This is a genomic window from Undibacterium sp. RuRC25W (assembly GCF_049339825.1).
GTDB lineage: Bacteria > Pseudomonadota > Gammaproteobacteria > Burkholderiales > Burkholderiaceae_D > Undibacterium.
The window spans coordinates 34,640-60,518 of sequence record NZ_JBMPPD010000020.1 but is presented as its reverse complement, the minus strand read 5'-3'; the positions used below and the strand labels follow the sequence as shown (position 1 = coordinate 60,518).

Below are 25,879 nucleotides of genomic sequence, written 5' to 3'. Positions count from 1 at the left end.
TTACACATTGTCTGTCACGACGCTTTACTGACAAACTTACCTTGTTACATCAGCAAACACGGCGCGCAGACACATTGTTTTCGTTGCTATTGCGTTGTTATTCCTGCGCTCAGGCAGCAAGCGCTTTACCGATTACTTCCGCAACATCTTTAGAAAGTTTCTTCGTCGCAGCAACTTTTTCCAACGCCAGCTTCATGTGATCTTGCAGATGCTGCGGGTATTTCTTCCAGCGATCCAAACTGCGGGATAAACGCGCTGCGACCTGTGGGTTGATCTTATTGAGTTCAATCACCAATTCCGCCCACAATGCATAACCACTGCCATCTGCCGCATGGAAACGGGAGGGATTAGCATTACAGAAACTGAACGTCAGGCTGCGAGCACGATTCGGATTACCCAATGTGAACGCTTTATGCGTCATCAAGCCGCGTACCGCCGCGACATCTGTGGTGTGCGCAGTCGCTTGCAGCATGAACCATTTATCGATCACTAACGCTTCATTTTTGAAATCTTTGTAGAATGTCTTCAGAGATTTCGCTGCTGCAGCTTGTTGCACTTTGTTACCATGGAAATTCGTCAAGGCGGCCAATGCTGCAAGTCTGTCAGTCATGTTTTCAGCTTCGTCAAACTGTGTTCTTGCCAGTTCAAAGGTGCTGTCATCTGGCCAAGTGCACAGGTACGACAATGCCAGATTTTTCAGAGCACGTTTTGCCATCGACGCTGCATCAGGTGAATAGCTACCTGGGGTCAAATTCGCTTCATACGCCGTCAACAACTCTGCGCGCAAATGTTGTGTCAATGTCGTGCGGACAAACTGACGTGCAGCATGGATAGCCTGCGGATCAACAATTTCAAACTCTTCGGCGATCATGGCTTCTGAAGGCAATGTCAGAACGAGTTCGCGGAAAGAAGGATCTAGCTCTTCATTGACTAGCGTCGCGCGCAAGGCTTCAATGAACATGCTGTCGAGTTCCAGCGCTTCACCTGCCTGCACCGCTTTTGTCAGTTTCACCAAACGACGGGTCGCCAGACGTTGACCTGCTTCCCAACGGTTAAACGGATCACTATCATTGGCCAACAATAAGCCCAGCTCTTCATCGGTATACGCAATATCAAGCACCACAGGCGCCGAGAAGTTACGCAGCAAAGAAGGAACTGGTTTTGCAGTGACACCCGTGAAGGTGAAGGTCTGTGTTGCCTCCGTCAATTCCAAAATCAGTGTCGTCACACCAGCCTGTGCTGGGTATGCCTCACAGTTCAGTGCAATATCTTTACCTTCAGCATCCAACAAACCGATGGTAACGGGAATATGGAATGGCAGCTTCTCTTCTTGCCCTGGGGTTGCCGGGCAAGACTGTGTCAGAGTTAACGTGTAGGTCTGAGTTTGGGCATCGTAAGACGTGTCCGCTTTAACGCGCGGTGTGCCTGACTGGCTGTACCAACGCTCAAATAGCGTCAGGTCGCGACCACTGGAGTCCGCCATCGCCGCACGGAAATCGTCACATTCCACCGCTTGTCCATCGTGGCGTTCGAAGTACAAATCCATCCCTTTACGGAAGCCATCATGACCCAGTAAGGTGTAGTACATACGGACAACTTCTGAGCCTTTTTCGTAGATGGTCACGGTGTAGAAATTGTTGATTTCTACAAATGAATCTGGACGAACCGGATGCGCCATTGGGCCCGCATCTTCTGAGAACTGAACCTGACGCAACACGCGTACGTCTTCGATACGTTTCACCGCACGGCCAGTCGTCGTGCCGACCAGATCCGCAGAGAATTCTTGATCGCGGAATACCGTTAAACCTTCTTTTAACGACAATTGGAACCAATCACGGCAAGTCACGCGATTGCCGGTCCAGTTGTGAAAATATTCATGACCAACAACGGATTCGATACCTGCATAATCCACGTCCGTGGCGATACGGGAGTTCGCTAAGACGTATTTGGTATTGAAAATATTGAGGCCTTTATTTTCCATTGCCCCCATATTGAAATCGCTAGTCGCCACGATCATAAAGCGATCGAGATCGAGTTCCAGACCAAAGCGCTCTTCATCCCAACGGATACTATTTTTCAGAGAATCCATGGTGTGCTGGGTTTTATCCAGATTGCCGTCTTCTACCCAGACTTGCAGCAATACGGAACGGCCAGATTTAAGCGTGTAGTTTTCTTCCTGGCATACCAACTTACCGGCGACCAATGCAAACAGATACGACGGTTTTTTGAACGGATCTTCCCATTTGGCGAAATGGCGGCCATCACCTAAATCGCCTTCTTCGATCAGATTGCCGTTACCCAGCAGAATCGGGAATTTTTTCTTGTCGGCGCGCAGCATGACCGTGTATTTGGCCATCACATCTGGACGATCTGGGAACCAAGTGATTTTACGGAAGCCTTCTGCTTCGCATTGCGTGATGAAATTACCATTCGAGGCGTACAAACCCGACAATGAGGTATTCTTTAATGGATTAATCAGCGTCTCGATTTCCAGCGTCACTTCATCTGGTGCATTTGGAATGCGCATCACTTCACCATCAATGGTGTAAGCGGATTTTTTCAGATTGACGCCGTTCATGCGCAATTGTAATAGCTTCAGTGACGCCCCAAACAGCACCAAGTCCTTTTCAGTGCTGTCGTGATTACGACGCATGGTGATGCGTGTCGCCACATGAGTTGCCTGCAAATCCAGATCAAAGCCCATTTCTACAGTGTCAACCCAAAAACCTGGGGCAACATAATCTTTGCGAAAAATGGTCGGTGGTGTCGTTGCGATATCGTTACGCATGGGATGAATATCTCTTTTAAAAGTAAATGTAACAGGACGTTCGCGAAACAGTGCAGTAAGGTGTAATACCAGCAGGACAATCTTTCGCGACTCCTATACCAAAGTCTCATGAACCTTGCTCAGACCAGCATTTTACCAAGTCAACACCGGATAAGCATAAAACCACCCCAAGATTCGTCATTTAAAATACCAATCTGTCTGAAACTGCCCATTGTTATCCCCACCAGACACCCAACTGGTGCACAAGTTTTTTTTACGCCATATCCAAGCCCTTCCATTTCTGGCCCTGACGTAAGTCCGATGAGTACGCGACATGGCAATGAATGTTCCGTAAAAAATAGAGGAACTATTGTCTCAAATTGAGATCAAAAAGTTACAAATCGACATAGATCTAGGATGCATTAGTCTTATCATCATGGTATGGAAATGCATTGAGGTTGTCATCGACTAAGTGACCTATTAACCGAGATCCAAAAAAGCGCGGAAAATCGACTAGGAACTGGTCAATCCCATGGATCGTTGGCAATCGAAAAACAAAAAAGGAGTTGCAATGAAACGTTATTTAACCCCTGCCTTGCTGGCGTTGAGCATGTTGTTGACTGGCTGTGCTACTACCTTCAGCAGCCAAGTCAGCGTATTTCACGAATGGCCATCTGTTGCTCAGGATCAATCCTATATTTTAGAACGACAACCAGCACAAGAAAATGATCCAGAATATAAGTTTTATGAAGAAGAATTAAGAGCCGAATTGGGCTTGCACGGTTTCAAAGAAATTACTCCTGGCGCGACACCTGCATTGAAAATCGGTATGCAATATGCAACAACGCTCAGTGAATTGCAATTTATCGGACCATGGCATCCAGCCATGTATGACCCTTACTGGGGAATGCACTTCAGAAGTGCCTATTTTTATAGTCCCTATGGTTATGGTCCTTATTATGGCCGTCATTTCCGCGGACCAATTGACGCCAACGCTGTTCGCTACTATCTGCATCAATTAGAAATCAATATCAGCGAATTTAACAGCAATAAAAAACTGGCGACCATCAAGGTGAGTAGCGAACAATCTGACCCGCAGATTGCAACACAAATGCCTTACTTGTTAGAAAGTGCACTACGAGGGTTTCCTGGCAAAAACGGCAGCACGACGACGGTAGAACTGCCGCTCAAAAAAGACGGCAAGTAAGTCAGTCTCTTATCCCGGCGGATCGCGCAGTGCCTCAACCAAAGCGCGATCCACAACGGAGGCTGCAGATATCTGCACGGCGCTACCGCTTCTGAACTGCGCCACTAATTCTTCGGTCGCAATTGAAAACGAGTCATGGCCCTGACGATTCGTAAAAATATAGCGAGTCCGCTTCGGACTGACCCATGCCAATTTAAATCGGGTAGTCACACCTGCACTGGTCGTATAGTCAACCCAGACACCACGCTCCATGTCTTCGACCATTTGTAAGCAATCGTCAGGAAGATGTTCATGTTGATCCTGAACGTGCTTGTTCAGACGTCTTTCACTTGCTCTCTGAGCAATATTTACTGCAATTTCAAGCTGCCGACGTGGCGACAACTCTAATGGCGCTCTGGCGATCGCCGCGTGGCGCTCAGCCAGTTTTGAGAAAAACAAAACACGTTCCGGCTCATCCCATTTGATGGCATTGAGCCAAGCGTTCAATAACGTCAGCATGGCAGGTAATTTACTGACTAATTCTTTACGCTCTTCGGAGCTATTTTTAGGTTTCAGACTCCATACCAGATCATCCATTGTCCGCAACGCATTTTCTAATGCATTTGGTTTTTCTTCTTTGACGTTATGGGCAATGGTCAAAATTCTGATCCATTGATTCAACAAAAACTCTTCCAGGAATCCAGCCACTTCGCCAGTTTCAACACGGATGGCGACGTCGTTTTCAGCAAACTCGCGTGCGAGTCGCATTTTCTCTTGCTTAAGAGCAAGCGCAACCGGTTCGACGATCGACTGTTCGGCACTTTGCTCCTCTTCTTTAAGAAACGCCTCCAGATCAGCCACAACATCAGAAAAGAGGTCAATTTGCTGATCGAAATCCTGCTGAACCTTCTCGACGATTCCCTCAATCATTTGAAATAACGGATCTTCGTGGCTGGCGTCACCACTAAAGAACACGCTCGATTTTGCCAAGGTATCAATTAACACGCGTGCTGGGTGGCTGTCTTTGAAAAAGAAATCCTTGTCCATCAAAGCGACTTTGAGCGTCGGAATTTGTAACTGGCCGATCAGATTTTTTATGTCAGACGGAATGCTGGGATCACTAAAAACATAATCAAAAATTCTGGCGAGCAATTCGATCGTGTTTTGGTCGATATGCGTTAACTCTCCAGCAGCGGGATTCTGGGATAACTGACGTAAATGCAAGCGTTCGGCCGATAAGGCATCAGAGATATGCACCCTTTGCAAATTCGTCAGGTAGTTAAAAAAATCTCGATCAATGGTTACCGTATCGGCGGGCGCAGCAGATCCGCGAGGCACACCTTGTGGTGCATCTGTCCAACCATGTGTATCGCCGAGATTGGCACGCCCTCCCGCTTGATCGCGTTCTTTATCGGCAACGAAAGTAGAATTAATCGACGTTTCCCTGGAAGCATTCACCTCTTCTCGGGAGAGTGAAAAAATATGGCGCAATTTATTTTCGAGGTACGGATCTTGCGACTCGCGATCATGGAGCCGAGTGCGAATAAAACGCTTTTTATCTTCTTTCTTGGCGCTTTCAATGTCAACTAAAATGCCGCGCTCAATTAACGCATCATTTAAGCCCTGATAGACGCTATGGAGTTGCAGGAATAACTCAGGCTGCAAGAGACTTAAGACCAAATGCTGCGTTTCTTTACTGGCCTCAAACTCTAGCCACGCTTGCATCACGGCCGTCACAAACAACTCCGGACGGAACGGATTTTGAGTAACGCTGATCGGCGTTCGTCGTAAAACATGGCCTATGCGAATATTGAGTCCCACAAGTTGCTCTGCATTTTGGACTTCTAATGCGCTGCTGAGATTCGTCGTCAGCACCTTGCTTTCCATCTCTTCAAAACTGACAAGGGCAATATTTTGCGTTTCCGACGGTGATTTTATTTTACGCGTATTAACGACGCTGACTTCTTTGGCCAGAATTGCATTAATTTGTGAGGTCAGAATTTTGTAAAAACTGCTCTGATTGCGCTTAAGGAGGTGATAAGCCAAAAAACTACTTGCCGCTTCCTCTGGTCGAACAGTTTGCTCAGAAACCACAAATAGCGCTTGGGTCAAACGAGACGCGAACGCCTCGACCTGTGAGGAGACAAGATGAGTCGCTACCGGTACCAGGCTCTGCAATAGCAGCAAACGACTTGAGCTGGAAAAATCACTTTGCTTAGCAGCATTTAAAGGTATGGTGTCCATGACTAAATTTTCAAATTACGAGGTGAACACCTGAAAAGCATGCCATTAACATTTTAGGCCATCGCTTTTGCATCAGCATGTTTTTTCAGGTCACCGGAGCACCCATCAAGTCAAGAGGTATAGTACGCCTCACTCAAAAAAGTGACCAGTACTATCAATATAACTGCCACTAACAAAACAAGCAGTAAACGCCCAAATTTGGGGCTTCCATTCGTGTCAGGTTGCAGCTCGCCGTTATTTTGAGCCATAATTTTTGCCCTATGGAATTAATATTGTGGAACCTGTTGTTTTTCGGGCTTCTAAATCCTGATGGGCCTGCGCTACCTCACTCAATGGATATCGCTGGTGAATATCAATCTTCACTTTGCCACTCTCCACCATTGAAAACAAATGGGCTGCCATCGTTTCAAGATCGCTGCGTTTGGCGGTATAACTCATCAGGCTAGGACGGGTAATAAACAAAGACCCCCGTGAAGCCAACTCATTGAGACTAAATGGCGGGACAGCACCAGATGCATTGCCGAAACTCACCATCATACCTAAAGGAGAAAGGCAGTCCAGTGAATTAATAAATGTATCTTTACCAATGGAATCATACACAACTGGCACGCCTTTCCCTCCGGTAATTTCTTTCACCCGCTCGACAAAATTTTCTGTATTGTAATTAATTACGTGGGCACAACCATGGGCTTTCGCTAGTGCCGCTTTTTCATCGGAACCAACCGTGCCAATCATGGTGACACCAATTGCCCGTGCCCACTGGCAGGCAATCAAACCAACTCCACCTGCGGCCGCATGGAACAAAATTGTTTCACCACCTTGCAAAGCGAATGTTCTATGAAACAAATACTGGACAGTCAGCCCTTGCAACATCATCGCTGCTGCCGTCTCAAAAGAAATACTGTCAGGCAAACGGACCAAGGTATCTGCTGGCATGATGCGGGCTTCTGCGTAAGCGCCCACCGGACGCCCTGCATACGCAACACGATCACCGACGGCAACATAAGTAACACCCTCCCCCACAGCCTCAACAATACCCGCACCTTCCATCCCTAAACCAGCAGGTAAAGCTTGGGGATACAATCCGGTCCGAAAATAAACGTCAATGTAATTCAGCCCGCAAGCTTTATGTCGGACCAACACGTCACCCGGACCTAGTTTGCCCAGTGCTACCTCCTCGTACACCATGACTTCGGGGCCACCAACTTGATGCATCCTGACTGCTTTAACCATTGCGTTCTCCTAAATTTTCTTTTTTGACAATAAGTACATACCACCCATTACTAAAGCCGTACCACCCAGTTGCCACGTAGTAATTGGCTCAGCAAGAAAAAAAGCACCTAAAAATAAGGTTGAAACAGGGCCAATCATGCCCGCCTGAGAAGCCGTGGCCGCACCGATGCGTTTGACGGCAATCATCGTCATAAATACAGGCAGTACAGTGCAAAATATGGCATTAATTAGAGACAGCCAATATACCTCAGTTGGCTGAACCAGCATCGAAACGGGTCGCAAAACGAAAAACTGTCCGATGCAAGCGACACTCGATACGCACATGGCATACGACACTAGACGCATCGATCCCACAGTAGTCACTAGTTGACCTGACTGGAGCAGATAGACAGCGTAGGACACTGCGGCCCCCAATACCATCGTCGAGCCTAACAAAACGTTATCGCCGCCAAATTTCAAATCATGCAAAAAAACCAAAATAATGCCGGCATAACTGACAATCAGTGCAGCCCACTCAAGCAACGTCACTCTTCTTTTTAAAAAAGTCGCCGACATCAATAACACAAACGAGGGCGTCAAAAATAAAATCAGCCGCTCCAGTCCTGCGGTGATGTACTGCAGACCCAAAAAATCCAGAAAAGAAGACAAATAGTAACCAACTAGCCCCAAACCAACCAGACGCCAGCGATCAGCTGCGGATAATGGTGCTGAAGTTTTCATTTGCCATAAAGCGATTCCTGCAAAAAGCGGAAACGAAAATGCCATGCGAAACGTAATCAGCGTCACCGCATCGACGTGATAGCGATAAATCAACTTAGCGACGATCGCTTTAGTTGAAAATAAAATGGCACCGGTCAAAGCGATCATTAAACCGCCTAAATAGTGCCGGCGACGAGACGGTGAGGTAATTGATGAGTTCATAGTTGGCATTGTAAAGCTATATACAAGTTTCTGATTTCTTTGCGTACACATCGTGACGCAACTTTTCTCGCAGAAAAAACGCTCACAACGGGAAAGAATCTTCTCAGTATATTTCCTGATAGAAAAAATATAACAATCACTTACATTTTTTGTCCTAATAACATGAGAATGTGACTTTACTTAACGATTAATCAACAAATATTTACTTACAATCTAAACTTCTTTTTACAAAAAGCCCTATCCCATGCAATGCTTCACACCAAGAGAACTTTTTTCAGAAGAAAAACTGATACTTCCAAAACTGGTCACCAAAGCGGTCCTATCCGTACCTGTAAGCCACGATCATCGCGAGGCAACGAACCAGAACAATGAATTGCAGCAGATATTTCGTCGTTTATCGCAAGCAAAAGTGCCAGGAAAATCAACTCCGACGATCGAACAACCATAAGCGCTTGTCCTGGTTAGCGATATCAAAACGATCATTCGCGACATCCATCGCCGTTGAACGCATGGGCTAATTGGTTTCGGTTTTTCGGCTCCGACCCACGCTCCATTCGCGAATGCAATCGATTTCAAGAATTTCTGCTGTAGCAATATGGTAAAATGCCGCTCTTCAATATCAAACTAAGCCAGGCAAAACTGCCACTCAAACGGGTGTGTTATTGCCGATTCAGGAAAGAGCGATCATGGCAGGACATAGTAAATGGGCCAATATTAAGCATAAAAAAGCGGCGACTGATGCAAAACGCGGCAAAATCTGGACCCGTCTGATTAAAGAAATTACCGTTGCTGCCCGTATGGGTGGTGAAGACGTTGACTCCAATCCGCGCTTGCGTCTCGCTGTGGATAAAGCGGCTGATGCCAATATGCCAAAAGAAAACGTGACCCGCGCTATTCAGCGCGGCGCTGGCACATTAGAAGGCGCCGACTATGAAGAAGTCCGCTATGAAGGTTATGGCATCGGTGGTGCCGCATTGATCGTTGACTGCATGACTGACAACCGCGTTCGTACGGTGGCAGAAGTTCGCCATGCTTTCAATAAATACGGTGGCAATATGGGCACTGAAGGCTCCGTTGCCTTTATGTTTAAACATTGCGGCCAAATGTTGTTTGCACCAGGTACGAATGAAGATGCCTTGATGGAAGCTGCGTTAGAAGCAGGTGCTGATGACGTCATCACGGATGATGAAGGCGGTATTGAAGTATTATGCGCACCATTCAGCCTGTCTGATATCCGTTCTGCATTAGAAGCTGCTGGATTTAAACCAGAAGTTGCGGAAGTCCTCATGAAGCCAGACGTTGAGACTGTTTTTACTGGTGAGGACGCGATCAAAATGCAAAAATTGCTGGATGCTCTTGAAAATCTGGACGACGTCCAGGAAATCTATACAAACGCCATCGTTGAAGAATAATATGAAAATTCTCGTTGTCGGCTCGGGTGGCCGTGAACATGCACTCGCCTGGAAACTCGCTCAATCGGAACGCGTACAGACGATTTTTGTCGCACCAGGTAACGGTGGAACCGCGAGTGATGTCCGTCTGAAAAACATCAACATCACAGATCCATCTGCGCTGGCTGACTTTGTTGAGCAAGAACATATAGGCTTGACTGTCGTCGGACCGGAAGTGCCGCTGGCGGCTGGTATCGTGAATATTTTCCGTGATCGCGGCCTGAAAATTTTCGGACCAACAAAAGAAGCAGCACAGCTCGAAAGCTCCAAGGATTTTGCCAAAGCTTTCATGAAAAAACATGCAATTCCGACTGCGGAATACCAAACTTTTTCAGATCTGCAAGCGGCGCACGACTATATCGCAGCTAAAGGTGCACCGATCGTCATCAAAGCAGACGGCCTGGCAGCCGGTAAAGGCGTAGTTGTTGCAATGACATTGGCAGAAGCGCACGATGCAGTTGATATGATGTTGTCTGATAACAAACTGGGTGATGCTGGCGCGCGCGTTGTTATTGAAGAATTTTTAGTTGGTGAAGAAGCCAGCTTTATTGTGATGGTCGACGGCAAAAATATTTTACCGTTAGCGACCAGCCAGGATCACAAACGTCTCTTAGACAATGACGAAGGACCAAATACCGGCGGCATGGGTGCTTATTCACCGGCACCGATTGTCACACCGCAGTTGCATGCACGGGTGATGCGCGAAATTATCGACCCAACCGTCCAAGGAATGGCGAAAGACGGTATCGTCTTCACAGGCTTCCTGTATGCTGGTCTGATGATTGATGACCACGGCAATCCAAAAACATTGGAGTTCAATTGCCGTATGGGCGATCCAGAGACACAACCAATCATGGCGCGTCTCAAAACAGATTTGCTCAACGTAATGGAACACGCGGTCAACGGCACGCTCGACGCTGTCGAACTGGAATGGGATCGCCGTACAGCAATGGGGGTGGTGATGGCAGCCGCTGGTTATCCGGATACACCGCGCAAAGGCGATAAAATTACGGGCATTCCGGCAGAAACTGCAGACAGTGTGACTTTCCATGCTGGTACTATCCAGCATGAGAAAACCTTGCTGAGCAACGGCGGCCGTGTGCTATGCGTCGTCGGGCTCGGCGATACAGTCAAGCTGGCACAGAAACATGCTTATGATGTCGTGGAGAAAATTCACTTCGATGGAGCACAATACCGCCATGATATCGGCTGGCGTGCGCTGAACAAAAAACACTAAATTTATTACCAAGCAAAGATCAGGCTCAAAGATAGCTGAGCTGACGGGCTCAAGTCCTGTAAAATCACGACTTGCACGGAAATTAGGGCTGGACACTGTCCAGCCCGTCTTGCTTTTTAAGAAGGCAATAGAATGACGGATACTCAAGCTGTTAAGAATTACTTTTTATCGTTGCAAAAAAATATCGTTGCAGCATTAGAGGAAGTCGACGGCAAGCAATTTCTGACGGATAGCTGGGAGCGCCCTGAAGGTGGCGGCGGTATTTCCAGAGTCATTGAAGAAGGCCAGGTGTTTGAACGCGGTGGGGTTAACTTCTCACACGTCATGGGAAATAATTTACCCCCTTCTGCTGCCGCCAGCCGCCCTGAGCTGGCAGGCCGCAAATGGGAAGCCATGGGCGTGTCGCTGGTATTACATCCGCGCAATCCGTATGCACCAACGGTACACATGAATGTCCGTTTCTTCATCACCCATGCAGAAGGTCAGGATCCTGTGTGGTGGTTTGGTGGCGGCATGGATCTGACACCCTATTATGGGTTTGAAGAAGATGCGCAGCATTTTCATCAAACATGTAAAGATGCCGTTTCACAATTTGGTGCAGACTTACATCCGCGCTTTAAAAAATGGTGCGATGAGTATTTTTACCTGAAACACCGTAAAGAAGCACGCGGCGTTGGCGGTATTTTTTATGATGATTTTAACGAACTTGATTTCACCAGCAGTTTTGCGATGACGAGAGCAGTTGGCGATGCATTTATTCCTGCATACCGTCCAATTCTTGAAAAGCGTCACACTCTGGTCTATGGTGAACAAGAGCGTGACTTCCAAGCTTACAGGCGTGGTCGTTATGTGGAGTTTAACCTAGTGTTTGATCGTGGTACCCATTTTGGCTTGCAATCAGGCGGTCGGACCGAGTCCATCCTGATGTCGATGCCGCCGATTGTAAAGTGGCGCTATAACTGGACGCCGGAGGCAGATAGTCCGGAAGCCAGACTGTCCACCGAATTTCTGGCGCACAGGGAATGGGTTTAACAATAAAAGAAACGCGATGTGTACTGGTGCTGGGGGGTAGTTTCGATCCCGTCCACGTCGGCCATGTCGCCTTAGCGAGATGCCTTACTCGCCTGCTTGAGCCGGATGAATTGCGACTCATTCCCGCTGGGCAACCTTGGCAAAAATCAGCTCTGACGGCTACATCAGAGCAAAGAGTCAGTATGCTAAAACTGGCTTTTGAGGACTGGACCGACTGCCCAATCATCATCGATGAGCAAGAAATCCAGCGCGCAGAACAACAGCAGAGCAGTTACACCGTCGATACGCTCAGGCAGTTACGTGCAGCACTTGGCCCAGACACATCGCTGATTTTTGCGATGGGTGCAGACCAGCTGCTAAATTTGCATACGTGGTATCAATGGCGTGATTTATTCGAGGTTGCCAATTTATGTGTTGCGGCACGTCCCGGATATAGTTTGAACATAGCGTCACGGGAAGTTGCCAAAGAATGGCATGAACGACTGAGCAATGCAGAAGAAATGCGCCGTCAGCCATTTGGCAGAACGACGATAGAAACTGATTTGGCAGTCGATGTGTCCGCAACCCAACTGCGCACCGAATTAAAACAGCATAACCCGACAATGAGATTGCTAGTCCCCCACAAGGTGCTAGACTACATACAACAACATTCAATTTATTAAAAAAATGGATATTAAAAAATTACAAGCCTTAGTCGTTGATGCATTAGAAGACGTCAAAGGACAGGATATACAGTTATTCGACACAACCCATCTGACGAGCTTATTTGACCGCGTATTAGTGGCATCCGGCACATCCAATCGCCAGACCAAAGCGTTAGCAGCATCCGTACGCGACAAAGTGAAAGAAAATGGCGGCGCAGTCATCAGCGTTGAAGGTGAAACGACTGGTGAATGGGTATTGGTCGATTTGGGCGACATGGTAGTTCATATTATGCAACCAGCGATCCGCGCTTATTACCGTCTGGAAGAGTTATGGGGCGATAAGCCTGTCAAACTCGGCGCAGAAAAACGTACAGTAAAACGTGTGACTGCTGAATCTGACGATGCAGACAAGCCAAAACGTGCTCCGCGTAAAACAACTGGTAAAGCAGCGCCGCTGGAAGTTACGCACGACATGATGGCGATTCAAACAACCCTCGATGATGAGAAGAAACCAGCCCGTAAGCCACGTGCAACAAAAGCGGCTGACGGCGAAGCAAAACCAGCACGTAAGCCAGCAGCCCGTAAGGCAGCTGACGGCAGTGCAGTAAAACCTGCAAAAATCCCAACCGGTGGCCGGATTAAAGTCGCAGCGACCAAAACAGCAGTCGCCTCAGCCAAACAAGCAGCAGCCAAACGTCCGGCGCGTAAAAAAACAGCTGAATAAACACTTATTCAGAAGCAAACAATGGCTGCCTCGTGCAGCCATTTGCTTGAGTGCTGTTATATCACTTGTGCTAGCCTCAATGACAGATTCCCTTTTTACGTTTTCATCAAAAGCAATAACATGCAACTCATCATCGCCGCTGTCGGGCACAAGATGCCTGAATGGATTGAAACTGCGTTTCAGGAATATGCAAAACGCATGCCTCCAGAAATACGTATTCATCTCAAAGAAATAAAACCCATCGAGCGTTCTGGCAGCAAAACAGCAGAAACGGTCATGGCGTTAGAACGCGCTAAGATTGAGGCTGTTATCCCCAAAAATGCCCGCGTCATCGCCTTAGATGAACGAGGCAAAGACTGGACTAGCGTTGCGCTGTCCCAAAACCTCAGCAACTGGCAACAAGATGGTCGTGATGTCGTGTTTGTCATCGGCGGTGCCGATGGGCTCGATGCTGGATTCAAAGCCAATGCCGATGGCCTGATCCGGATCTCTAGTCTGACTCTGCCACACGGCATGGTGAGAGTTATCCTCGCAGAACAACTTTATCGCGCCTGGACAATCACCCAGAACCATCCGTATCATCGTGTTTAATCTCTTCATGACAGACCAGTATGCTGCACGAAAATAAAATCTATCTCGCTTCAAAAAGTCCACGACGCCGCGAACTGTTAAATCAGATTGGTATCGAATACGATCTGTTGTTGCTACGCGATGCACCACCTCGCGGCCCAGATGTAACCGAGGTTGTGTTGCCAGGTGAACTTCCATATGACTATGTCAGCCGTGTCACACAGGAAAAAGCAGCCATGGCCTGGAAAGTGATGCAGTTGCGAAAGCTCCAACCAAGACCCATTCTGGCGTCCGATACCACTGTGGTAATTAATCAAAAAATACTCGGAAAACCAACAAATCAAGAAGAAGCCGTAGCGATGTTAACGCAGCTTGCAGGGAACACCCATCACGTGCTGACAAACATCGCGGTTCAGCATATGCACGGTCTTGACACAGTCACTCATACCTCAGAGGTCAGTTTTGCGCCGCTGACAGAAGCGCAAATTTTGGCCTATTGTCAGACTACCGAACCCTACGACAAGGCAGGTGGATATGGGGTTCAAGGTGTTGCGGCGCGCTTTATTTCCAACATCAATGGCAGTTATTCTGGCATCATGGGATTACCGTTATTTGAGACTTGCAAAGTGTTACGTCAGTCTGGAATTTTTATCCCTTAACATCTGAATTTCATGAGCGAAAACCTCCTCATCAACATCACACCGCAAGAAACCCGCGTAGCCCTAATTTTTCAGGGTGCGGTACAAGAATTGCACATTGAGCGGACCTTATCCCGCGGCTTGGTCGGTAACATTTATCTCGGAAAGGTAGTCCGGGTTCTACCAGGAATGCAATCAGCGTTTATTGATATTGGCTTAGAACGTGCCGCGTTCTTGCACATTGCCGATATCTGGGATGCCCGCCTACCGGATAGTAATTCTGCGACACCGCTGACGCCCATCGAAAAATTACTTTACGATGGCCAGGCGGTGACTGTGCAGGTTATTAAAGATCCCATCGGTACCAAAGGAGCGCGATTATCCACGCAGATTTCGATCGCTGGTCGCATGTTGGTCTATCTGCCGCAAGATTCACACATCGGTATTTCTCAAAAAATCGAGAACGAACAGGAACGTGAAGCCCTGCGTAACAAGGTACAAAGTCTGCAACAGCCGGATGAAAAAGGTGGCTTCATTGTACGTACAATGGCTGAAGATGCTTCTGACGAAGATCTGAAAGCGGACGTAGATTATTTACGTCGTACTTGGTCAACCATCACGCAACTCGCCAAGACGCAACCGCCGACCAGCCTCCTCTATCAGGATTTGAACCTAGCGCAGCGCGTGCTACGCGACTTCGTCAATGAAGAAACTGACAGTATCCAGGTTGACTCCAGAGAGAATTTTTTAATGCTGCAAGAATTTGCGACGCGCTATATGCCGTCGGTCATTCCTAAGCTATCCCACTATACCGGTGAGCGTCCACTTTTTGATCTGTATGGTGTCGAAGAAGAGATAGAGCGTGCGTTAGGCCGACGGGTTGATCTCAAATCCGGTGGTTATCTGATCATTGATCAGACCGAAGCAATGACCACGATCGACGTCAATACAGGCAGTTTTGTCGCCGGACGTAACTTTGACGATACGATCTTTAAAACCAATCTGGAGGCTGCACACGCTATTGCCCGTCAGCTCCGCCTGCGCAATCTGGGCGGCATCATCATTCTCGATCTCATCGATATGGAGAACGAAGAGCATCAGGCCGCTGTCTTAGCAGAATTAAATAAAGCCTTGTCACGCGACCGCACTAAACTCTCAGTGTCTGGCTTTTCAGCTTTGGGTTTAGTTGAAGTCACACGCAAACGTACCCGCGAATCACTCGCTCATATTCTGTGCGAAACCTGCCCTGCCTGTTCAGGTAAAGGCCAGGTAAAAACAGCGCGCACTATTTGCTATGAAATTCTGCGGGAACTACTGCGCGAAGCAAAACAGTTTAACCCGCGTGAATTCCGTATCATGGCATCACAGATCGTGGTTGATATGTTCCTAGAAGAAGAATCACAGCACCTCACGATGCTCGGCGACTTCATCGGCAAGCCAATTTCACTACAAGTTGAGAACGTCTTCCATCAGGAACAATACGACATTATTTTGATGTAATCAGTATTGCATTCTCAGCGTCAGGCTGACTAAAGTAAAAACCCAGTTAGCCTGACCATCCCCCCCTTTTTTTCCTCAATTGCACCAATATTTATTTTTGGTTGCGTTTTCAAAAACTCATCGCTATAATTTTTATATCATTAAGCTTTCTGCACCGCCGTGTCTAGTAAGAGCGGTACCTGGTAAGGCTGCAAGGTAAACAACCATTCAGCATCAGTAACGCATCGACACGTTGAATGACCATCATTGGGTGAAAAAGCACAAATTATGCGACAGACAGACACAGCAGTCCCTCCAGTTACGATGCCCAGCTTTCAGTTGGAGCGCCTTCTGCGGAAGATTAATGAAGAGAGCGCCTTACCCACGCTCGGTGTTGCGATCGCTAAGGTAATAGAGATTACTTCTTCTGATGAAGATTCCGTTGCCCGACTGGCGCACTTCGTCCTCTCCGATGTCGGTCTGACCCAAAAAATTTTAAGTCTGTCTAATTCAGTGCAATATCGCCGCAGTTCCAGCGCCGCGATTACAACGATTTCACATTCTATTTTTTTATTGGGCTTTAATACGGTCAAAACCAGTGCGATGGCCATGCTCCTGATTGATTTTTTTAATGACAAAGCACAGGCAGTTAGCGTCCGGCGAGAATTAGTCCAATCTTTATGCGCCAGCATTATCGGACGGGAGATGTCGCAACGAGGTCATTTTCAGTTTAGCGAAGAAGCCGCGGTCGCCGCGTTATTTAAAAATATTGGCAGCGTTCTGGTCGCCTCTTTCGACCATTCGTTGTATATGCAAATCAAACAATTATCTGAAACGACAAACACAACACCCAGTGAGGCGGCGGAACGTTTATTAGGCTGCAGTTTCGAACGCCTCAACGAAATTGTCTTGCGCGCATGGAGTATCCCAGAAAGCATTATCCGGTCCATCGGTGTAGTCGAGTTTGATGCCATCAACAAACCATCTCTTCGTGTGGACTGGCTCAAACACGTTGCCAGCTTCAGTGATACCTTAGCAAAATTGATCATGGTAGGAAACCATAGCGCCACAGATCAGGTCGACAAGATTCTGAAAAAATATCGCAAAGTACTCGATATTGATCAAAAAGCGCTGGATGCCATGCTGCTAAAAGTAGAAGCTGAAACAAGACAATTGGCGAAAACGATGAATATCACCCTTTCCAACGATTATTCCCAGTCGGATGAGACCAGTCATAATGTAGACATCGCCAGCGAATTTATGACGACAACCGCAGCGCTCGCAGCACCGTTTACCCCTGCAAAGCATCTGAGCGGCAAGCCCTTTAATGCGCATAAGCTACTTCTGGCAGGCGTACAGGATGTAACCCAAATGCTAGCAGCAGAGGAGGTGCGCATCAGTGACCTGACGATGCTCATTCTCGAAACGCTCTATACCAGCATGGGCTTTCGCTTTGCCACGATTTGTTTACGCGATCCAACAACAGGAGACTACCTGTCGCGCACTTCTGTCGGCGAAGACTATCTGACGATCCAAAGAGGGTTTCATTTTGCGGGTAAATATGAAGCAGATTTATTTCACTTAGCGATGAATAATAACGTTGATGTCATGATCTCTGATGCAATGGCCCCCAAGATCCGCAACCTTCTCCCAGGGTGGCATCAAGCGCTATTACCGGATACAGGCAGCTTGATGATTTTGCCTTTGACAATACTGAAAAAACCGCTGGGATTTATTTATGCTGACCGCGCCATTGTTGCGGAGGAAGGTGTACCAGATGACGAAGCGGCATTGATCAAGACATTAAAAAATCAGATGCTGGCGGCGATGATGCGTAGCCATAAGATGCACGCGGTGTTATAGATAATGCTCTGGGGTGAGAAAAAAATAAGGCGCGCCCCATCAATCAATCAATCAATCAATCAATCAATCAATCAATCAATCAATCAATCAATCAATCAATCAATCAATCAATCAATCAATTAATTAATTAATTAATTAATTAATGTTGAATTTGAATCAAACCATATTTAGCAGCACTCTGCTGAAATTTCACCTGTCCCATTAAGTCTACGACCTTGACATTGAGAATAAGGTCAGAACTGGCATTTTGTGCGCGGATAGAAAAATCCCTCTTTAAGGGAATGTGCAGACTATATCCATCCACACCTCTTTTCCCAAGCTGTTCAACATTCACTGCCGCATACAAGCCATACTCATCGCCGTTCTTAATCTCAAAAACGGTATCCGAGTTAATACCCCCGCCAGAAAAACAAGACGTAATACGACTCGCCGCTGGGTATGAACCAGACAAATCACTACCGCAGGTAAGAATAGCTTCATACGCATCAGGCATGGCTTTTCCGAAACCGAAATAATGATATTGACTACCGAAGTGCTGAGTGCAAAGAAGTAATATCGCTCCAGATACGACAATCCAGGTCAGATTAACAGAGTTTCTTTTCATGCCACGATGCTCATCATCAAGTTGAATTTTAAAAATTTAACAATGCATTGATTGCTATGATAACCATATCGTTATTTATTTCATAGCGTTAAATTTAAAATTTGATGTGCGCTTGATGTCAATCATGCCGAAGATAAACAAGCCTCTAGAATTGGACTAGGACTACCTCGCAAAATGGGTTCTGTGCACGGACAATAGTCCTTTAATCGCATACACAACGATCAGACTACCGAACAAATCGCCGACAAACATGACAAAGAAGTCAGAAAAGAAATCCTGCGTGTCCCCGTGCACAAAAAACCAGATGTGATGAAAGAATGGGCTTGCAAATGCATAACCAAGGATACAGATCAATAGGCGTTTTGGCGTCAAATTTGCTAAGGAGGCATGCAAACCAAAAAAATATTCAGCGAGACGATAAACGAGATAAGGTGCGGCGGCAGCGAGAATTCCCCCCATGAACGACCGCACATAGTCATCGGGGAAAAAATAAAAAAAACAGACCAGCCAAGACACAATCAATAGACCGACCGCGCCAGCACCGCCAAAGAGTAGCGTACTTAGCAATCTCACCCCAGCAGGTAGATAAATCCAGTTAATACCCCGCGCAAATTCAAGGCGTGTAAAGATCATTTCATTCAGGGAAAGCGTCATGAGGAATAAAACAATGGTTGCCGCCACCATGGCGACATTAAGACGAAATTGGGACATTGAGCAGGTGTATGATGTGAACGACGTACAGTATTCTGTGTTAGATGGTAGAGCGTTATAATAGGCGCAATTCATTCAATGTCGGTTGCCCTGATCCAACATGAAAAAGACTTCAAGACCTGCTGATATCTATCTGCGGTTTCTGCAACTCGCAGAAACCCTGAGAGGCTTGCCGTCCCTACCGTCACTTGACCCCTTGGAAGAAAAAATTCTGGAACTTGTCGCCAGAACCCGACAAACAGAGGAACGTCTGTCTGTCCGTGACATGATGGCAAAAAGTGAGCTAGGGTCGCCAGCGATGCTGCATAGTCGGCTCAAGTCCATGCGTGAAAAAGGATGGATTATGCTCACGGATACAGAAGACACGAGACGCAAACAAATTGAATTAACGCAAGCAGCGCTGTTGCATTTCGACAAGTTATCAAAATGCCTATTGCAGGCAACTGAACAAATCAAAGCTACCTAGTCGGCCCCTGTCAGCCCCTGTTCGTTGACTTATTTCTCTTACGCAAACTTGTATCAACAGCACTTAAATTGATACAGATCCAAGTCTTTATGACGAGTCTTCGTTATAATAACTGGATGAGAAACTTTTTAAACGTTCGCCAATGGCATATCTGGATCGCATGTTTTGCGATACTGGTCAATGCTCTTGCGCCTTCCGTTTCTCACGCGCTCACGATGATGGACGCTAAATCTGGTTCTGCTAGCGCTCTGGGTTTTGCTGAAATTTGTTCAACACAAGCAGCAAGCCCAGTATCAGGTCAGGTAACCTCATTATCCAAGCAACAAGATCAATCAGTGCAAGATCCTCTTCAGTCTGCCTTGCATCATCTGAAACATTGCCAATGCTGCGTTAATCAAGCTGGCAACCCAGTGCTGCCGGTCCCCGATACTGAGCCACTCATAGTGCTCAGTGGGCATGATGCTTATCCTTCTCTGTTTTATCACTCCCCTTCTCCGCTATTTTCATGGGCCAGCTCCCATGCACGTGCACCACCTGCCTCTGCCTGAGTAACATCGTTACTTGTCAGCGTAACTACACACAACGCCCGCAGTTTGTCGTTTCACGGCATAGCCACCAGTAGAGCTAATGCCATTGAATCGTTGGTGATGCATTCTTTTAATAACGTCCCGAAGCGTTCTGAAGAATACGTATCAGCGAATCTGACCACGCCATGGGTCACACGGCCATCACTTACGTCGATGGCATGACAAACGAACTACGGCTCGCGTTTAAACACGAACTGGCCACAGAACAATGCATCGCCGATCTCCGTACTTTAATGCAATCTTAAACACATGAAGGACATCAACTATGAACAACATCAACCAGCTCTTATTGGCAAGCCTGCTGACCGTTTCAAGCTTTACCGCACAAGCAGAAGTGAAAATCAGTGACGCATGGGTACGCGCCACCGTACCGCAACAAAAGGCGACCGGCGCTTTTATGCAATTAACATCAACGCAAGATACACACTTGGTTGAGATTCGCTCAAGTGCAGCTTCCATGGCGCAATTGCACAAGATGGAAATGGTCGACAACGTCATGAGAATGCGTGAGGCAGATGGCCTGAATTTAACGGCGAACAAGGCAGTTGAATTGAAACCTGGTGGTTATCACATCATGCTCATGGGTCTAAACGCCCAGGCAAAAGTGGGCGACGTCATTCCGTTGACGCTGGTGTTTGAGAACAAAGACAAAAAGCGCGAAACCCTGATGGTCAATGCAACAGTAAAACCGCTGACACAAATGGGAACACCATCCGCAATGCCAGAGCATCAGCATTAATTCTTTACCCCCTCTTTGTTTCACTCAAAACAATCTACTCACGGACATTATGATGAAAACAATTTCTCAGATCACTCGACTTGCCTTGATCGTCACAGGTATTTTCTCTATGCAGATTGCAGCAGCGCATATCACCATCGATCAGCCATCCGCAAGCGCAGGTGCGTATCAAAAACTAACTTTTAAAGTCGGCCATGGTTGCGACGGCAGTGCAACCAATGTCATTAAAATCAGTATCCCCGTCAGCGTCTCGGGTACAAAGCCAATGCCAAAAGCTGGCTGGCAACTCACCACCAACATCGCACCGCTGACAACGCCCTACACCTCGCATGGCAAAACGATCAGCAGCGATGTACGCGAAGTAACCTGGACTGGTGGCCCACTGCCAGACGCTTATTACGATGAATTCTCCATTCAGGTCAAACTGCCAGACACACCAGGTAAGTTGTACTTTAAGGTATCGCAACAATGCGAAAAAGGTAGCCTCGAATGGGTAGAGATTCCGCAAGAAGGTCAAGGTAAAGGAAGTCTAAAATATCCGGCGCCTAGCATGGACATCGTCCCAGTCAATGACCATGAACACATGCATCAACACTAGGCAATCTGAACAATCTGAGCGAACTGAGCATGAGTCATTGCTAGAAGCTCAGATTTCTAATTGAAGTTGAATGAAGCTCACCATGAATATCAAAAAAATCCGCTTACTGGCTACCAGTATTGCCCTCTTATGCCCAGCTTTTGCACACGCTTGTGCGAGTTGTGGTTACACCTTGAGTTCTGACTGGGATGGTTTAAGTACCGCAGGTCAGGCAGGATTTAAGCTTGATGTACGCTACGACTATTTAAACCAAAATCAACTGCGCTCGGGTACAAGCACCATCGGCCCTACGGCGGCCAGTCAGATGCAAACCAGCACAGGACCACAAGAAGTCGAGAAATTCACGAAGAATAATTACGTGACTGTGGGACTCGATTACAGCAGCGGCGGTAACTGGGGCATCAATCTCGTTGTGCCCTATATCAAACGCGATCACAGTACCTTAGGGACAGCGTCCGACGGCTCAACTGCTGGTGCCGATGGCGGTCAATATAACTCTTCCACTTCCAACATCGGTGACATCAAGGTCATCGGTCGTTACGCTGGTTTTGATGAAGAACACAAATTTGGCGTTCTGTTTGGCACCAAATTACCGACCGGCAGCCATACTTTAACCGGCACTTCAACCGATACGACGAACCCAGGTTCAGCACTAATTGACCGCGGATTACAACCTGGTACAGGCTCAACGGATCTGATTCTGGGCGTGTTTTATGCCGACATGTTGAACGATAACTGGTCTTACTTCGCCCAGACGATCGTGCAGACTGCACTGAACTCCAGCGATCAGTACAAACCCGGCACGGGCATTAATCTGAATAGCGGCTTACGCTATAACGGTTTTGAGAACATCAAACCGATGCTGCAATTGAACGCAAAGTATGTCAAACATGATACGGGAGCTAACGCTGATACCAACAGCACCGGAGGCACGCTGGCGTATGTTAGTCCCGGCATTATCACCGCTGTGACAGATAAGGTGTCGCTGTATGCATTCGTACAGGTACCGTTGTATCAAAACGTGCGGGGTGTTCAATTAGCACCACGATACACGGCATCTGCGGGTATGAAGGTGTCGTTCTAAAAAAAAGCAAGCACCGTCACTTACTCATCCTCCAATCATCCTATGCGCACCATTGCATTGATACGCCAACTAACCATCAGCATCGCCATTCTGGCCATGCTGATGCTGCAGCTGGCGCCGGCGATTTCGGGTGTCATACTCAGTGATGCCGTTACGGATGCAGATGCCATCTGCAGTACAAGCAAAAATAGTAGCAGCAAGATTGCGAATCGGCTCTCACCATTGAGTCAGCCAACAACTGACTTCCCTAGAAAAACGCCGCTGCATTTCACGCATTGCCACTATTGTTTTACCCATGCCGGTTCATTTGCGCTCCCTATTTCGGCAACGATAGTCGCGCCGCTCGTCAGAGCGCATTTTCATTATCCGACTGCATTCTATCAATCCTCCCTTCCTCTGTTTGCGTGGTCACCTGCTCAACCCCGTGCGCCACCAATATCGATTTCAATCAGACAAACCTCTTAAGGACTGATCCTGAAAAAGATCGCCCGGCAGTCTGCTCACTGAACCGCTTCACACTTTTTAGACAAGACCTTCCTGCTCATGCCTATGACCAGGAGTTAACGACAGTGTCGCCATTATTATTTGCTTTAATTTGAAATATGAAAAAAATCATCCCTAGCTCTGCTAACACATCTGCTCATCAACCCGGAGCATTTACGACAGCATTACGTCCCATAGTGATCGCAGTGATGGCAAGTCTTGCATCAACAACGATGGCTCAAGACATCGATAATGCAGAACCAGACACACATACTGTTGTCGTTACTGGCAGCACAAACTATAGCGGTCCAGTGAATACGCCAGCGACCATCGAAACAGTCACTGTAAAGGAACTCAGCGACACCACCAACGTCATGAATATCGAAGATGCGCTGAAATATTTTCCGAGCGTTATGGTGCGTAAGCGCTTCAATGGCGATACGAATGAACCAGTCACTTCCCGCACCACAGGCGTCAATGCAAGTGCTAGGACACTCGTTTTTGCCGATGGTGTTCTTTTGTCGACCTTAGTCAATAACAATAACGGCAACGGTTCTCCACAATGGTTTATGGTGTCGCCTGAAGAAATCGATAGCATCGACGTGATGTATGGCCCCTTCTCCGCTGCCTACGCGGGTAATTCCTACGGCGCAGTGATTCAACTCAATACCCGTATGCCAAAGCAATTTGAAGCGACGGTAAAAGTGAATGTATCGAAACAAAATTTTGATCTGTACAACACCAGAAAAAGTTATAAATCAGGCGACTTGAATGCCACAATCGGCAATCGGCAAGGTGCGTTCTCTTGGTTTATCAGCGCAAACCATCTTGATAGTTTCGGTCAGCCAATCACGTTTGGTACGATCTCACAATCAACCAAAACAGCAACAGGTGCCTTACCTGTCATCACTGGTGCGATCTCAGATTTCAACCGTACTGGCGGTGCTATTGAGGTAATCAGTGCTGGCAATATCGCGCATACCATTCAGGATACCGCTAAAGTCAAACTGGCTTATGACTTGACTCCACAAACGAGCTTAAGCTACATGCTTGGCTTCTGGCAAAATTCTGCCAAAACACAAGTGACGACGTATCTCAACAATACAAGTGGTGTGCTTGCGACACCTTACTATGGAGCCGCTAATGGCAACGTGAATATCGGTGGCTATAGTTACAGCGCATCGAGCATTGCCGGCCAGTTTTCCAGCAACAACACACAGCAAGAACACTGGATACAAAGTCTGGCGCTCGATAGTAAAAATAATGGTACATGGGATTGGAATGCGGTGGTCAGCAATGTCCGCTACACGACAGACTTAACCCGCTCATCCACTGGCATTTATCCAACAGCGATGATAACAGGCGCAGGTCGTATTACTGACGCTAGTGGCACTGGCTGGACGACGGTCGACGCGAAAGCGAGCTATCGCCCAGACGCCAATCAGAGTCAACATATTCTAAGTTTTGGTATTCACGCAGATCAATTTAAATTAGTCAGCCCGACCTATAACACCACCGATTGGCTCAATGGCAGTACTGGTGCTGTCTATACGAATTCGCTGGGAAAAACGCAAACGAAGGCGCTTTGGTTACAAGATGAATGGCACATTAGCCCAACGCTATTGGCGACACTGGGGGGACGCTATGAGCAGTGGAAGGCGCTAAATGGCTACAACTATGCGATTGCGAGTAACGGCACTGGCTTCCCAGTCAATCAACCAAGCGTAGCGCATAACGGCTTCTCACCAAAGGCAACGCTGGCCTGGAAAGCAAATGATCTCTGGCAAATCACCGGCTCTGTCGGCCGCGCATTGCGCTTCCCTACCGTGGGCGAGTTGTACCAAAACGTACAAACTGGAACAACCTACACACAAGCCAACCCTTACCTCAAACCTGAAGACGTTACGTCGACTGAGTTTGCTTTCGAACGCAAAACCAAAGAAAGCCGTGTCCGAGTCTCAGTGTTTGGAGAACTCGTGTCAGACGCGTTAATTTCGCAAACCTCTACTATTACTGGCTATGCAACGCCGGTCTCTTTCACTCAAAACATCGATAAAACCCGTCAACGCGGAATCGAACTCGTTGCAGAAAAAGACAATGCGTTTATCTCTGGCTTGCAATTATCGGGCAGTCTCACGTTCGTTGATGCGTTGATTCTGGCCAACAGCTCTTATGTGCCGACAATTGCCGGCGCCACATCTATTGGCAAACATACCCCATATATCCCAGACTGGCGCGCAACGCTAGTGGCAACTTACCGTCCTGACACAAAATGGGCTTATACCTTAGCGGGACGTTATACCGGCCGTCAGTATGCGACTGTTGATAACACTGACATCAATCCTGGCACCTATCAAGGCTTCGAAAGCTTCTTTGTGACAGATGTGCGTGTTCACTATCAGGTTAACCGTCAATGGAGTGTCTCTGCAGGGATCGATAATCTCAACAATGAGAAATATTATCTCTACCATCCATTCTCACAACGAACTGCGTATGCAGAAGTGAAATACACCTACTGATCACATCACCTGATAAAAAGGGACGTCAACAATGACTTCCCTTTTTATCTTCCAAACAGAAAGTCTACGACGAGAGTTGAAGCTTCACCCGCTCATCCA

General features: G+C 47.3%; 24 protein-coding genes. 18 read left to right on the top strand and 6 right to left on the bottom strand.

Annotated features, from left to right (window positions below; all coding sequences use genetic code 11):
• Positions 1-109: 109 nt before the first annotated feature.
• Positions 110-2,788 (bottom strand): aminopeptidase N, encoded by a 2,679-nt coding sequence (gene pepN / locus ACO0KV_RS10835; RefSeq protein WP_423042543.1) that lies wholly within the window; start codon positions 2,786-2,788, stop codon positions 110-112.
• 550 nt (positions 2,789-3,338) lie between these two features.
• On the opposite strand from pepN, the gene ACO0KV_RS10830 reads away from it, so the two are divergent.
• Positions 3,339-3,974: a DUF4136 domain-containing protein gene (locus tag ACO0KV_RS10830; RefSeq protein ID WP_423042542.1), complete on the top strand. Its 636-nt coding sequence runs from the start codon at positions 3,339-3,341 to the stop codon at positions 3,972-3,974.
• A 9-nt stretch (positions 3,975-3,983) separates the two neighbouring features.
• On the opposite strand, the gene ACO0KV_RS10825 is transcribed toward ACO0KV_RS10830, so the two are convergent.
• The 3 genes from ACO0KV_RS10825 to ACO0KV_RS10815 all read right to left on the bottom strand — a co-directional run bounded on the left by ACO0KV_RS10825 (position 3,984) and on the right by ACO0KV_RS10815 (position 8,351).
• Positions 3,984-6,197, bottom strand: a complete 2,214-nt coding sequence (locus tag ACO0KV_RS10825; RefSeq protein ID WP_423042541.1) for a DUF1631 family protein — start codon at positions 6,195-6,197, stop codon at positions 3,984-3,986.
• 258 nt (positions 6,198-6,455) lie between these two features.
• Positions 6,456-7,430, bottom strand: a complete 975-nt coding sequence (locus ACO0KV_RS10820) for a quinone oxidoreductase family protein (protein WP_423042540.1) — start codon at positions 7,428-7,430, stop codon at positions 6,456-6,458.
• Positions 7,431-7,439: 9 nt separating this feature from the next.
• Positions 7,440-8,351, bottom strand: coding sequence for a DMT family transporter (locus ACO0KV_RS10815; RefSeq protein ID WP_423042539.1), 912 nt, complete (start codon positions 8,349-8,351; stop codon positions 7,440-7,442).
• Between the two features lie 244 nt (positions 8,352-8,595).
• On the opposite strand from ACO0KV_RS10815, the gene ACO0KV_RS10810 reads away from it, so the two are divergent.
• From ACO0KV_RS10810 to ACO0KV_RS10765, 10 genes are all read left to right on the top strand, one after another.
• Positions 8,596-8,799 carry a hypothetical protein gene (locus tag ACO0KV_RS10810; RefSeq protein WP_423042538.1) on the top strand — a complete coding sequence of 68 codons (204 nt, stop codon included), beginning with the start codon at positions 8,596-8,598 and terminating at the stop codon, positions 8,797-8,799.
• A gap of 238 nt (positions 8,800-9,037) precedes the next feature.
• Positions 9,038-9,763, top strand: coding sequence for a YebC/PmpR family DNA-binding transcriptional regulator (locus ACO0KV_RS10805; RefSeq protein ID WP_423042537.1), 726 nt, complete (start codon positions 9,038-9,040; stop codon positions 9,761-9,763).
• Between the two features lies 1 nt (position 9,764).
• The gene (gene purD / locus ACO0KV_RS10800) at positions 9,765-11,039 is read left to right on the top strand and encodes a phosphoribosylamine--glycine ligase (RefSeq protein WP_423042536.1); all 1,275 of its coding nucleotides are present in this window, start codon (positions 9,765-9,767) and stop codon (positions 11,037-11,039) included.
• A gap of 132 nt (positions 11,040-11,171) precedes the next feature.
• Positions 11,172-12,071, top strand: a complete 900-nt coding sequence (hemF, locus tag ACO0KV_RS10795) for an oxygen-dependent coproporphyrinogen oxidase (protein WP_423042535.1) — start codon at positions 11,172-11,174, stop codon at positions 12,069-12,071.
• Complete coding sequence (gene nadD / locus ACO0KV_RS10790; RefSeq protein ID WP_423042534.1) at positions 12,062-12,733, top strand: nicotinate-nucleotide adenylyltransferase; 672 nt, start codon at positions 12,062-12,064, stop codon at positions 12,731-12,733. Before hemF ends, nadD begins: the two co-directional genes overlap by 10 nt.
• 4 nt (positions 12,734-12,737) lie before the next feature.
• Positions 12,738-13,439, top strand: a complete 702-nt coding sequence (rsfS, locus tag ACO0KV_RS10785; RefSeq protein WP_423042533.1) for a ribosome silencing factor — start codon at positions 12,738-12,740, stop codon at positions 13,437-13,439.
• A 120-nt stretch (positions 13,440-13,559) separates the two neighbouring features.
• Entirely contained in the window at positions 13,560-14,030 is a 471-nt protein-coding gene (gene rlmH / locus ACO0KV_RS10780; protein ID WP_423042532.1) for a 23S rRNA (pseudouridine(1915)-N(3))-methyltransferase RlmH, read from the top strand.
• Between the two features lie 20 nt (positions 14,031-14,050).
• The gene (locus ACO0KV_RS10775; RefSeq protein ID WP_423042531.1) at positions 14,051-14,668 is read left to right on the top strand and encodes a Maf family protein; all 618 of its coding nucleotides are present in this window, start codon (positions 14,051-14,053) and stop codon (positions 14,666-14,668) included.
• A gap of 12 nt (positions 14,669-14,680) precedes the next feature.
• Positions 14,681-16,147 (top strand): ribonuclease G, encoded by a 1,467-nt coding sequence (gene rng, locus ACO0KV_RS10770; protein WP_423042530.1) that lies wholly within the window; start codon positions 14,681-14,683, stop codon positions 16,145-16,147.
• Between the two features lie 267 nt (positions 16,148-16,414).
• On the top strand, positions 16,415-17,989 hold the full coding sequence (locus ACO0KV_RS10765) for an HDOD domain-containing protein (RefSeq protein ID WP_423042529.1): 1,575 nt from the start codon (positions 16,415-16,417) through the stop codon (positions 17,987-17,989).
• 139 nt (positions 17,990-18,128) lie between these two features.
• Here the strand turns inward: ACO0KV_RS10765 and ACO0KV_RS10760 are convergent, their stop codons facing one another.
• Both ACO0KV_RS10760 and ACO0KV_RS10755 read right to left on the bottom strand, forming a co-directional pair.
• Positions 18,129-18,593: a hypothetical protein gene (locus tag ACO0KV_RS10760; protein ID WP_423042528.1), complete on the bottom strand. Its 465-nt coding sequence runs from the start codon at positions 18,591-18,593 to the stop codon at positions 18,129-18,131.
• A gap of 162 nt (positions 18,594-18,755) precedes the next feature.
• Positions 18,756-19,304, bottom strand: a complete 549-nt coding sequence (locus tag ACO0KV_RS10755; RefSeq protein WP_423042527.1) for a hypothetical protein — start codon at positions 19,302-19,304, stop codon at positions 18,756-18,758.
• Between the two features lie 100 nt (positions 19,305-19,404).
• Between ACO0KV_RS10755 and ACO0KV_RS10750 the strand changes: the two genes are divergently transcribed.
• The 7 genes from ACO0KV_RS10750 to ACO0KV_RS10720 all read left to right on the top strand — a co-directional run bounded on the left by ACO0KV_RS10750 (position 19,405) and on the right by ACO0KV_RS10720 (position 25,780).
• Complete coding sequence (locus tag ACO0KV_RS10750) at positions 19,405-19,770, top strand: winged helix-turn-helix domain-containing protein (protein ID WP_423042526.1); 366 nt, start codon at positions 19,405-19,407, stop codon at positions 19,768-19,770.
• A 116-nt stretch (positions 19,771-19,886) separates the two neighbouring features.
• Positions 19,887-20,318: a DUF2946 domain-containing protein gene (locus tag ACO0KV_RS10745; RefSeq protein WP_423042525.1), complete on the top strand. Its 432-nt coding sequence runs from the start codon at positions 19,887-19,889 to the stop codon at positions 20,316-20,318.
• A 304-nt stretch (positions 20,319-20,622) separates the two neighbouring features.
• Positions 20,623-21,096 carry a copper chaperone PCu(A)C gene (locus tag ACO0KV_RS10740; RefSeq protein WP_423042524.1) on the top strand — a complete coding sequence of 158 codons (474 nt, stop codon included), beginning with the start codon at positions 20,623-20,625 and terminating at the stop codon, positions 21,094-21,096.
• Between the two features lie 52 nt (positions 21,097-21,148).
• Positions 21,149-21,694, top strand: a complete 546-nt coding sequence (locus ACO0KV_RS10735) for a YcnI family protein (RefSeq protein WP_423042523.1) — start codon at positions 21,149-21,151, stop codon at positions 21,692-21,694.
• Positions 21,695-21,776: 82 nt separating this feature from the next.
• Positions 21,777-22,778, top strand: coding sequence for a TonB-dependent receptor (locus ACO0KV_RS10730; RefSeq protein WP_423042522.1), 1,002 nt, complete (start codon positions 21,777-21,779; stop codon positions 22,776-22,778).
• A gap of 42 nt (positions 22,779-22,820) precedes the next feature.
• Positions 22,821-23,243 carry a DUF2946 domain-containing protein gene (locus ACO0KV_RS10725; RefSeq protein ID WP_423042521.1) on the top strand — a complete coding sequence of 141 codons (423 nt, stop codon included), beginning with the start codon at positions 22,821-22,823 and terminating at the stop codon, positions 23,241-23,243.
• Positions 23,244-23,380: 137 nt separating this feature from the next.
• Positions 23,381-25,780 (top strand): TonB-dependent receptor, encoded by a 2,400-nt coding sequence (locus ACO0KV_RS10720; protein WP_423042520.1) that lies wholly within the window; start codon positions 23,381-23,383, stop codon positions 25,778-25,780.
• Positions 25,781-25,879: the final 99 nt, after the last annotated feature.

Excerpts from the sequence above, each read along its gene's own strand:
- ACO0KV_RS10745 (WP_423042525.1), top strand. The coding sequence starts at position 19,887 with ATGAGAAACTTTTTAAACGTTCGCCAATGGCATATCTGGATCGCATGT.
- pepN (WP_423042543.1), bottom strand. The coding sequence starts at position 2,788 with ATGCGTAACGATATCGCAACGACACCACCGACCATTTTTCGCAAAGAT.
- ACO0KV_RS10805 (WP_423042537.1), top strand. The coding sequence starts at position 9,038 with ATGGCAGGACATAGTAAATGGGCCAATATTAAGCATAAAAAAGCGGCG.
- ACO0KV_RS10825 (WP_423042541.1), bottom strand. The coding sequence starts at position 6,197 with ATGGACACCATACCTTTAAATGCTGCTAAGCAAAGTGATTTTTCCAGC.
- ACO0KV_RS10730 (WP_423042522.1), top strand. The coding sequence starts at position 21,777 with ATGAATATCAAAAAAATCCGCTTACTGGCTACCAGTATTGCCCTCTTA.
- ACO0KV_RS10740 (WP_423042524.1), top strand. The coding sequence starts at position 20,623 with ATGAACAACATCAACCAGCTCTTATTGGCAAGCCTGCTGACCGTTTCA.
- ACO0KV_RS10815 (WP_423042539.1), bottom strand. The coding sequence starts at position 8,351 with ATGAACTCATCAATTACCTCACCGTCTCGTCGCCGGCACTATTTAGGC.
- rlmH (WP_423042532.1), top strand. The coding sequence starts at position 13,560 with ATGCAACTCATCATCGCCGCTGTCGGGCACAAGATGCCTGAATGGATT.
- ACO0KV_RS10775 (WP_423042531.1), top strand. The coding sequence starts at position 14,051 with ATGCTGCACGAAAATAAAATCTATCTCGCTTCAAAAAGTCCACGACGC.
- ACO0KV_RS10810 (WP_423042538.1), top strand. The coding sequence starts at position 8,596 with ATGCAATGCTTCACACCAAGAGAACTTTTTTCAGAAGAAAAACTGATA.
- ACO0KV_RS10725 (WP_423042521.1), top strand. The coding sequence starts at position 22,821 with ATGCGCACCATTGCATTGATACGCCAACTAACCATCAGCATCGCCATT.
- ACO0KV_RS10720 (WP_423042520.1), top strand. The coding sequence starts at position 23,381 with ATGAAAAAAATCATCCCTAGCTCTGCTAACACATCTGCTCATCAACCC.
- rsfS (WP_423042533.1), top strand. The coding sequence starts at position 12,738 with ATGGATATTAAAAAATTACAAGCCTTAGTCGTTGATGCATTAGAAGAC.
- ACO0KV_RS10760 (WP_423042528.1), bottom strand. The coding sequence starts at position 18,593 with ATGAAAAGAAACTCTGTTAATCTGACCTGGATTGTCGTATCTGGAGCG.
- ACO0KV_RS10765 (WP_423042529.1), top strand. The coding sequence starts at position 16,415 with ATGCGACAGACAGACACAGCAGTCCCTCCAGTTACGATGCCCAGCTTT.
- ACO0KV_RS10750 (WP_423042526.1), top strand. The coding sequence starts at position 19,405 with ATGAAAAAGACTTCAAGACCTGCTGATATCTATCTGCGGTTTCTGCAA.
- ACO0KV_RS10735 (WP_423042523.1), top strand. The coding sequence starts at position 21,149 with ATGAAAACAATTTCTCAGATCACTCGACTTGCCTTGATCGTCACAGGT.
- hemF (WP_423042535.1), top strand. The coding sequence starts at position 11,172 with ATGACGGATACTCAAGCTGTTAAGAATTACTTTTTATCGTTGCAAAAA.
- ACO0KV_RS10830 (WP_423042542.1), top strand. The coding sequence starts at position 3,339 with ATGAAACGTTATTTAACCCCTGCCTTGCTGGCGTTGAGCATGTTGTTG.
- ACO0KV_RS10755 (WP_423042527.1), bottom strand. The coding sequence starts at position 19,304 with ATGTCCCAATTTCGTCTTAATGTCGCCATGGTGGCGGCAACCATTGTT.
- purD (WP_423042536.1), top strand. The coding sequence starts at position 9,765 with ATGAAAATTCTCGTTGTCGGCTCGGGTGGCCGTGAACATGCACTCGCC.
- nadD (WP_423042534.1), top strand. The coding sequence starts at position 12,062 with ATGGGTTTAACAATAAAAGAAACGCGATGTGTACTGGTGCTGGGGGGT.
- ACO0KV_RS10820 (WP_423042540.1), bottom strand. The coding sequence starts at position 7,430 with ATGGTTAAAGCAGTCAGGATGCATCAAGTTGGTGGCCCCGAAGTCATG.
- rng (WP_423042530.1), top strand. The coding sequence starts at position 14,681 with ATGAGCGAAAACCTCCTCATCAACATCACACCGCAAGAAACCCGCGTA.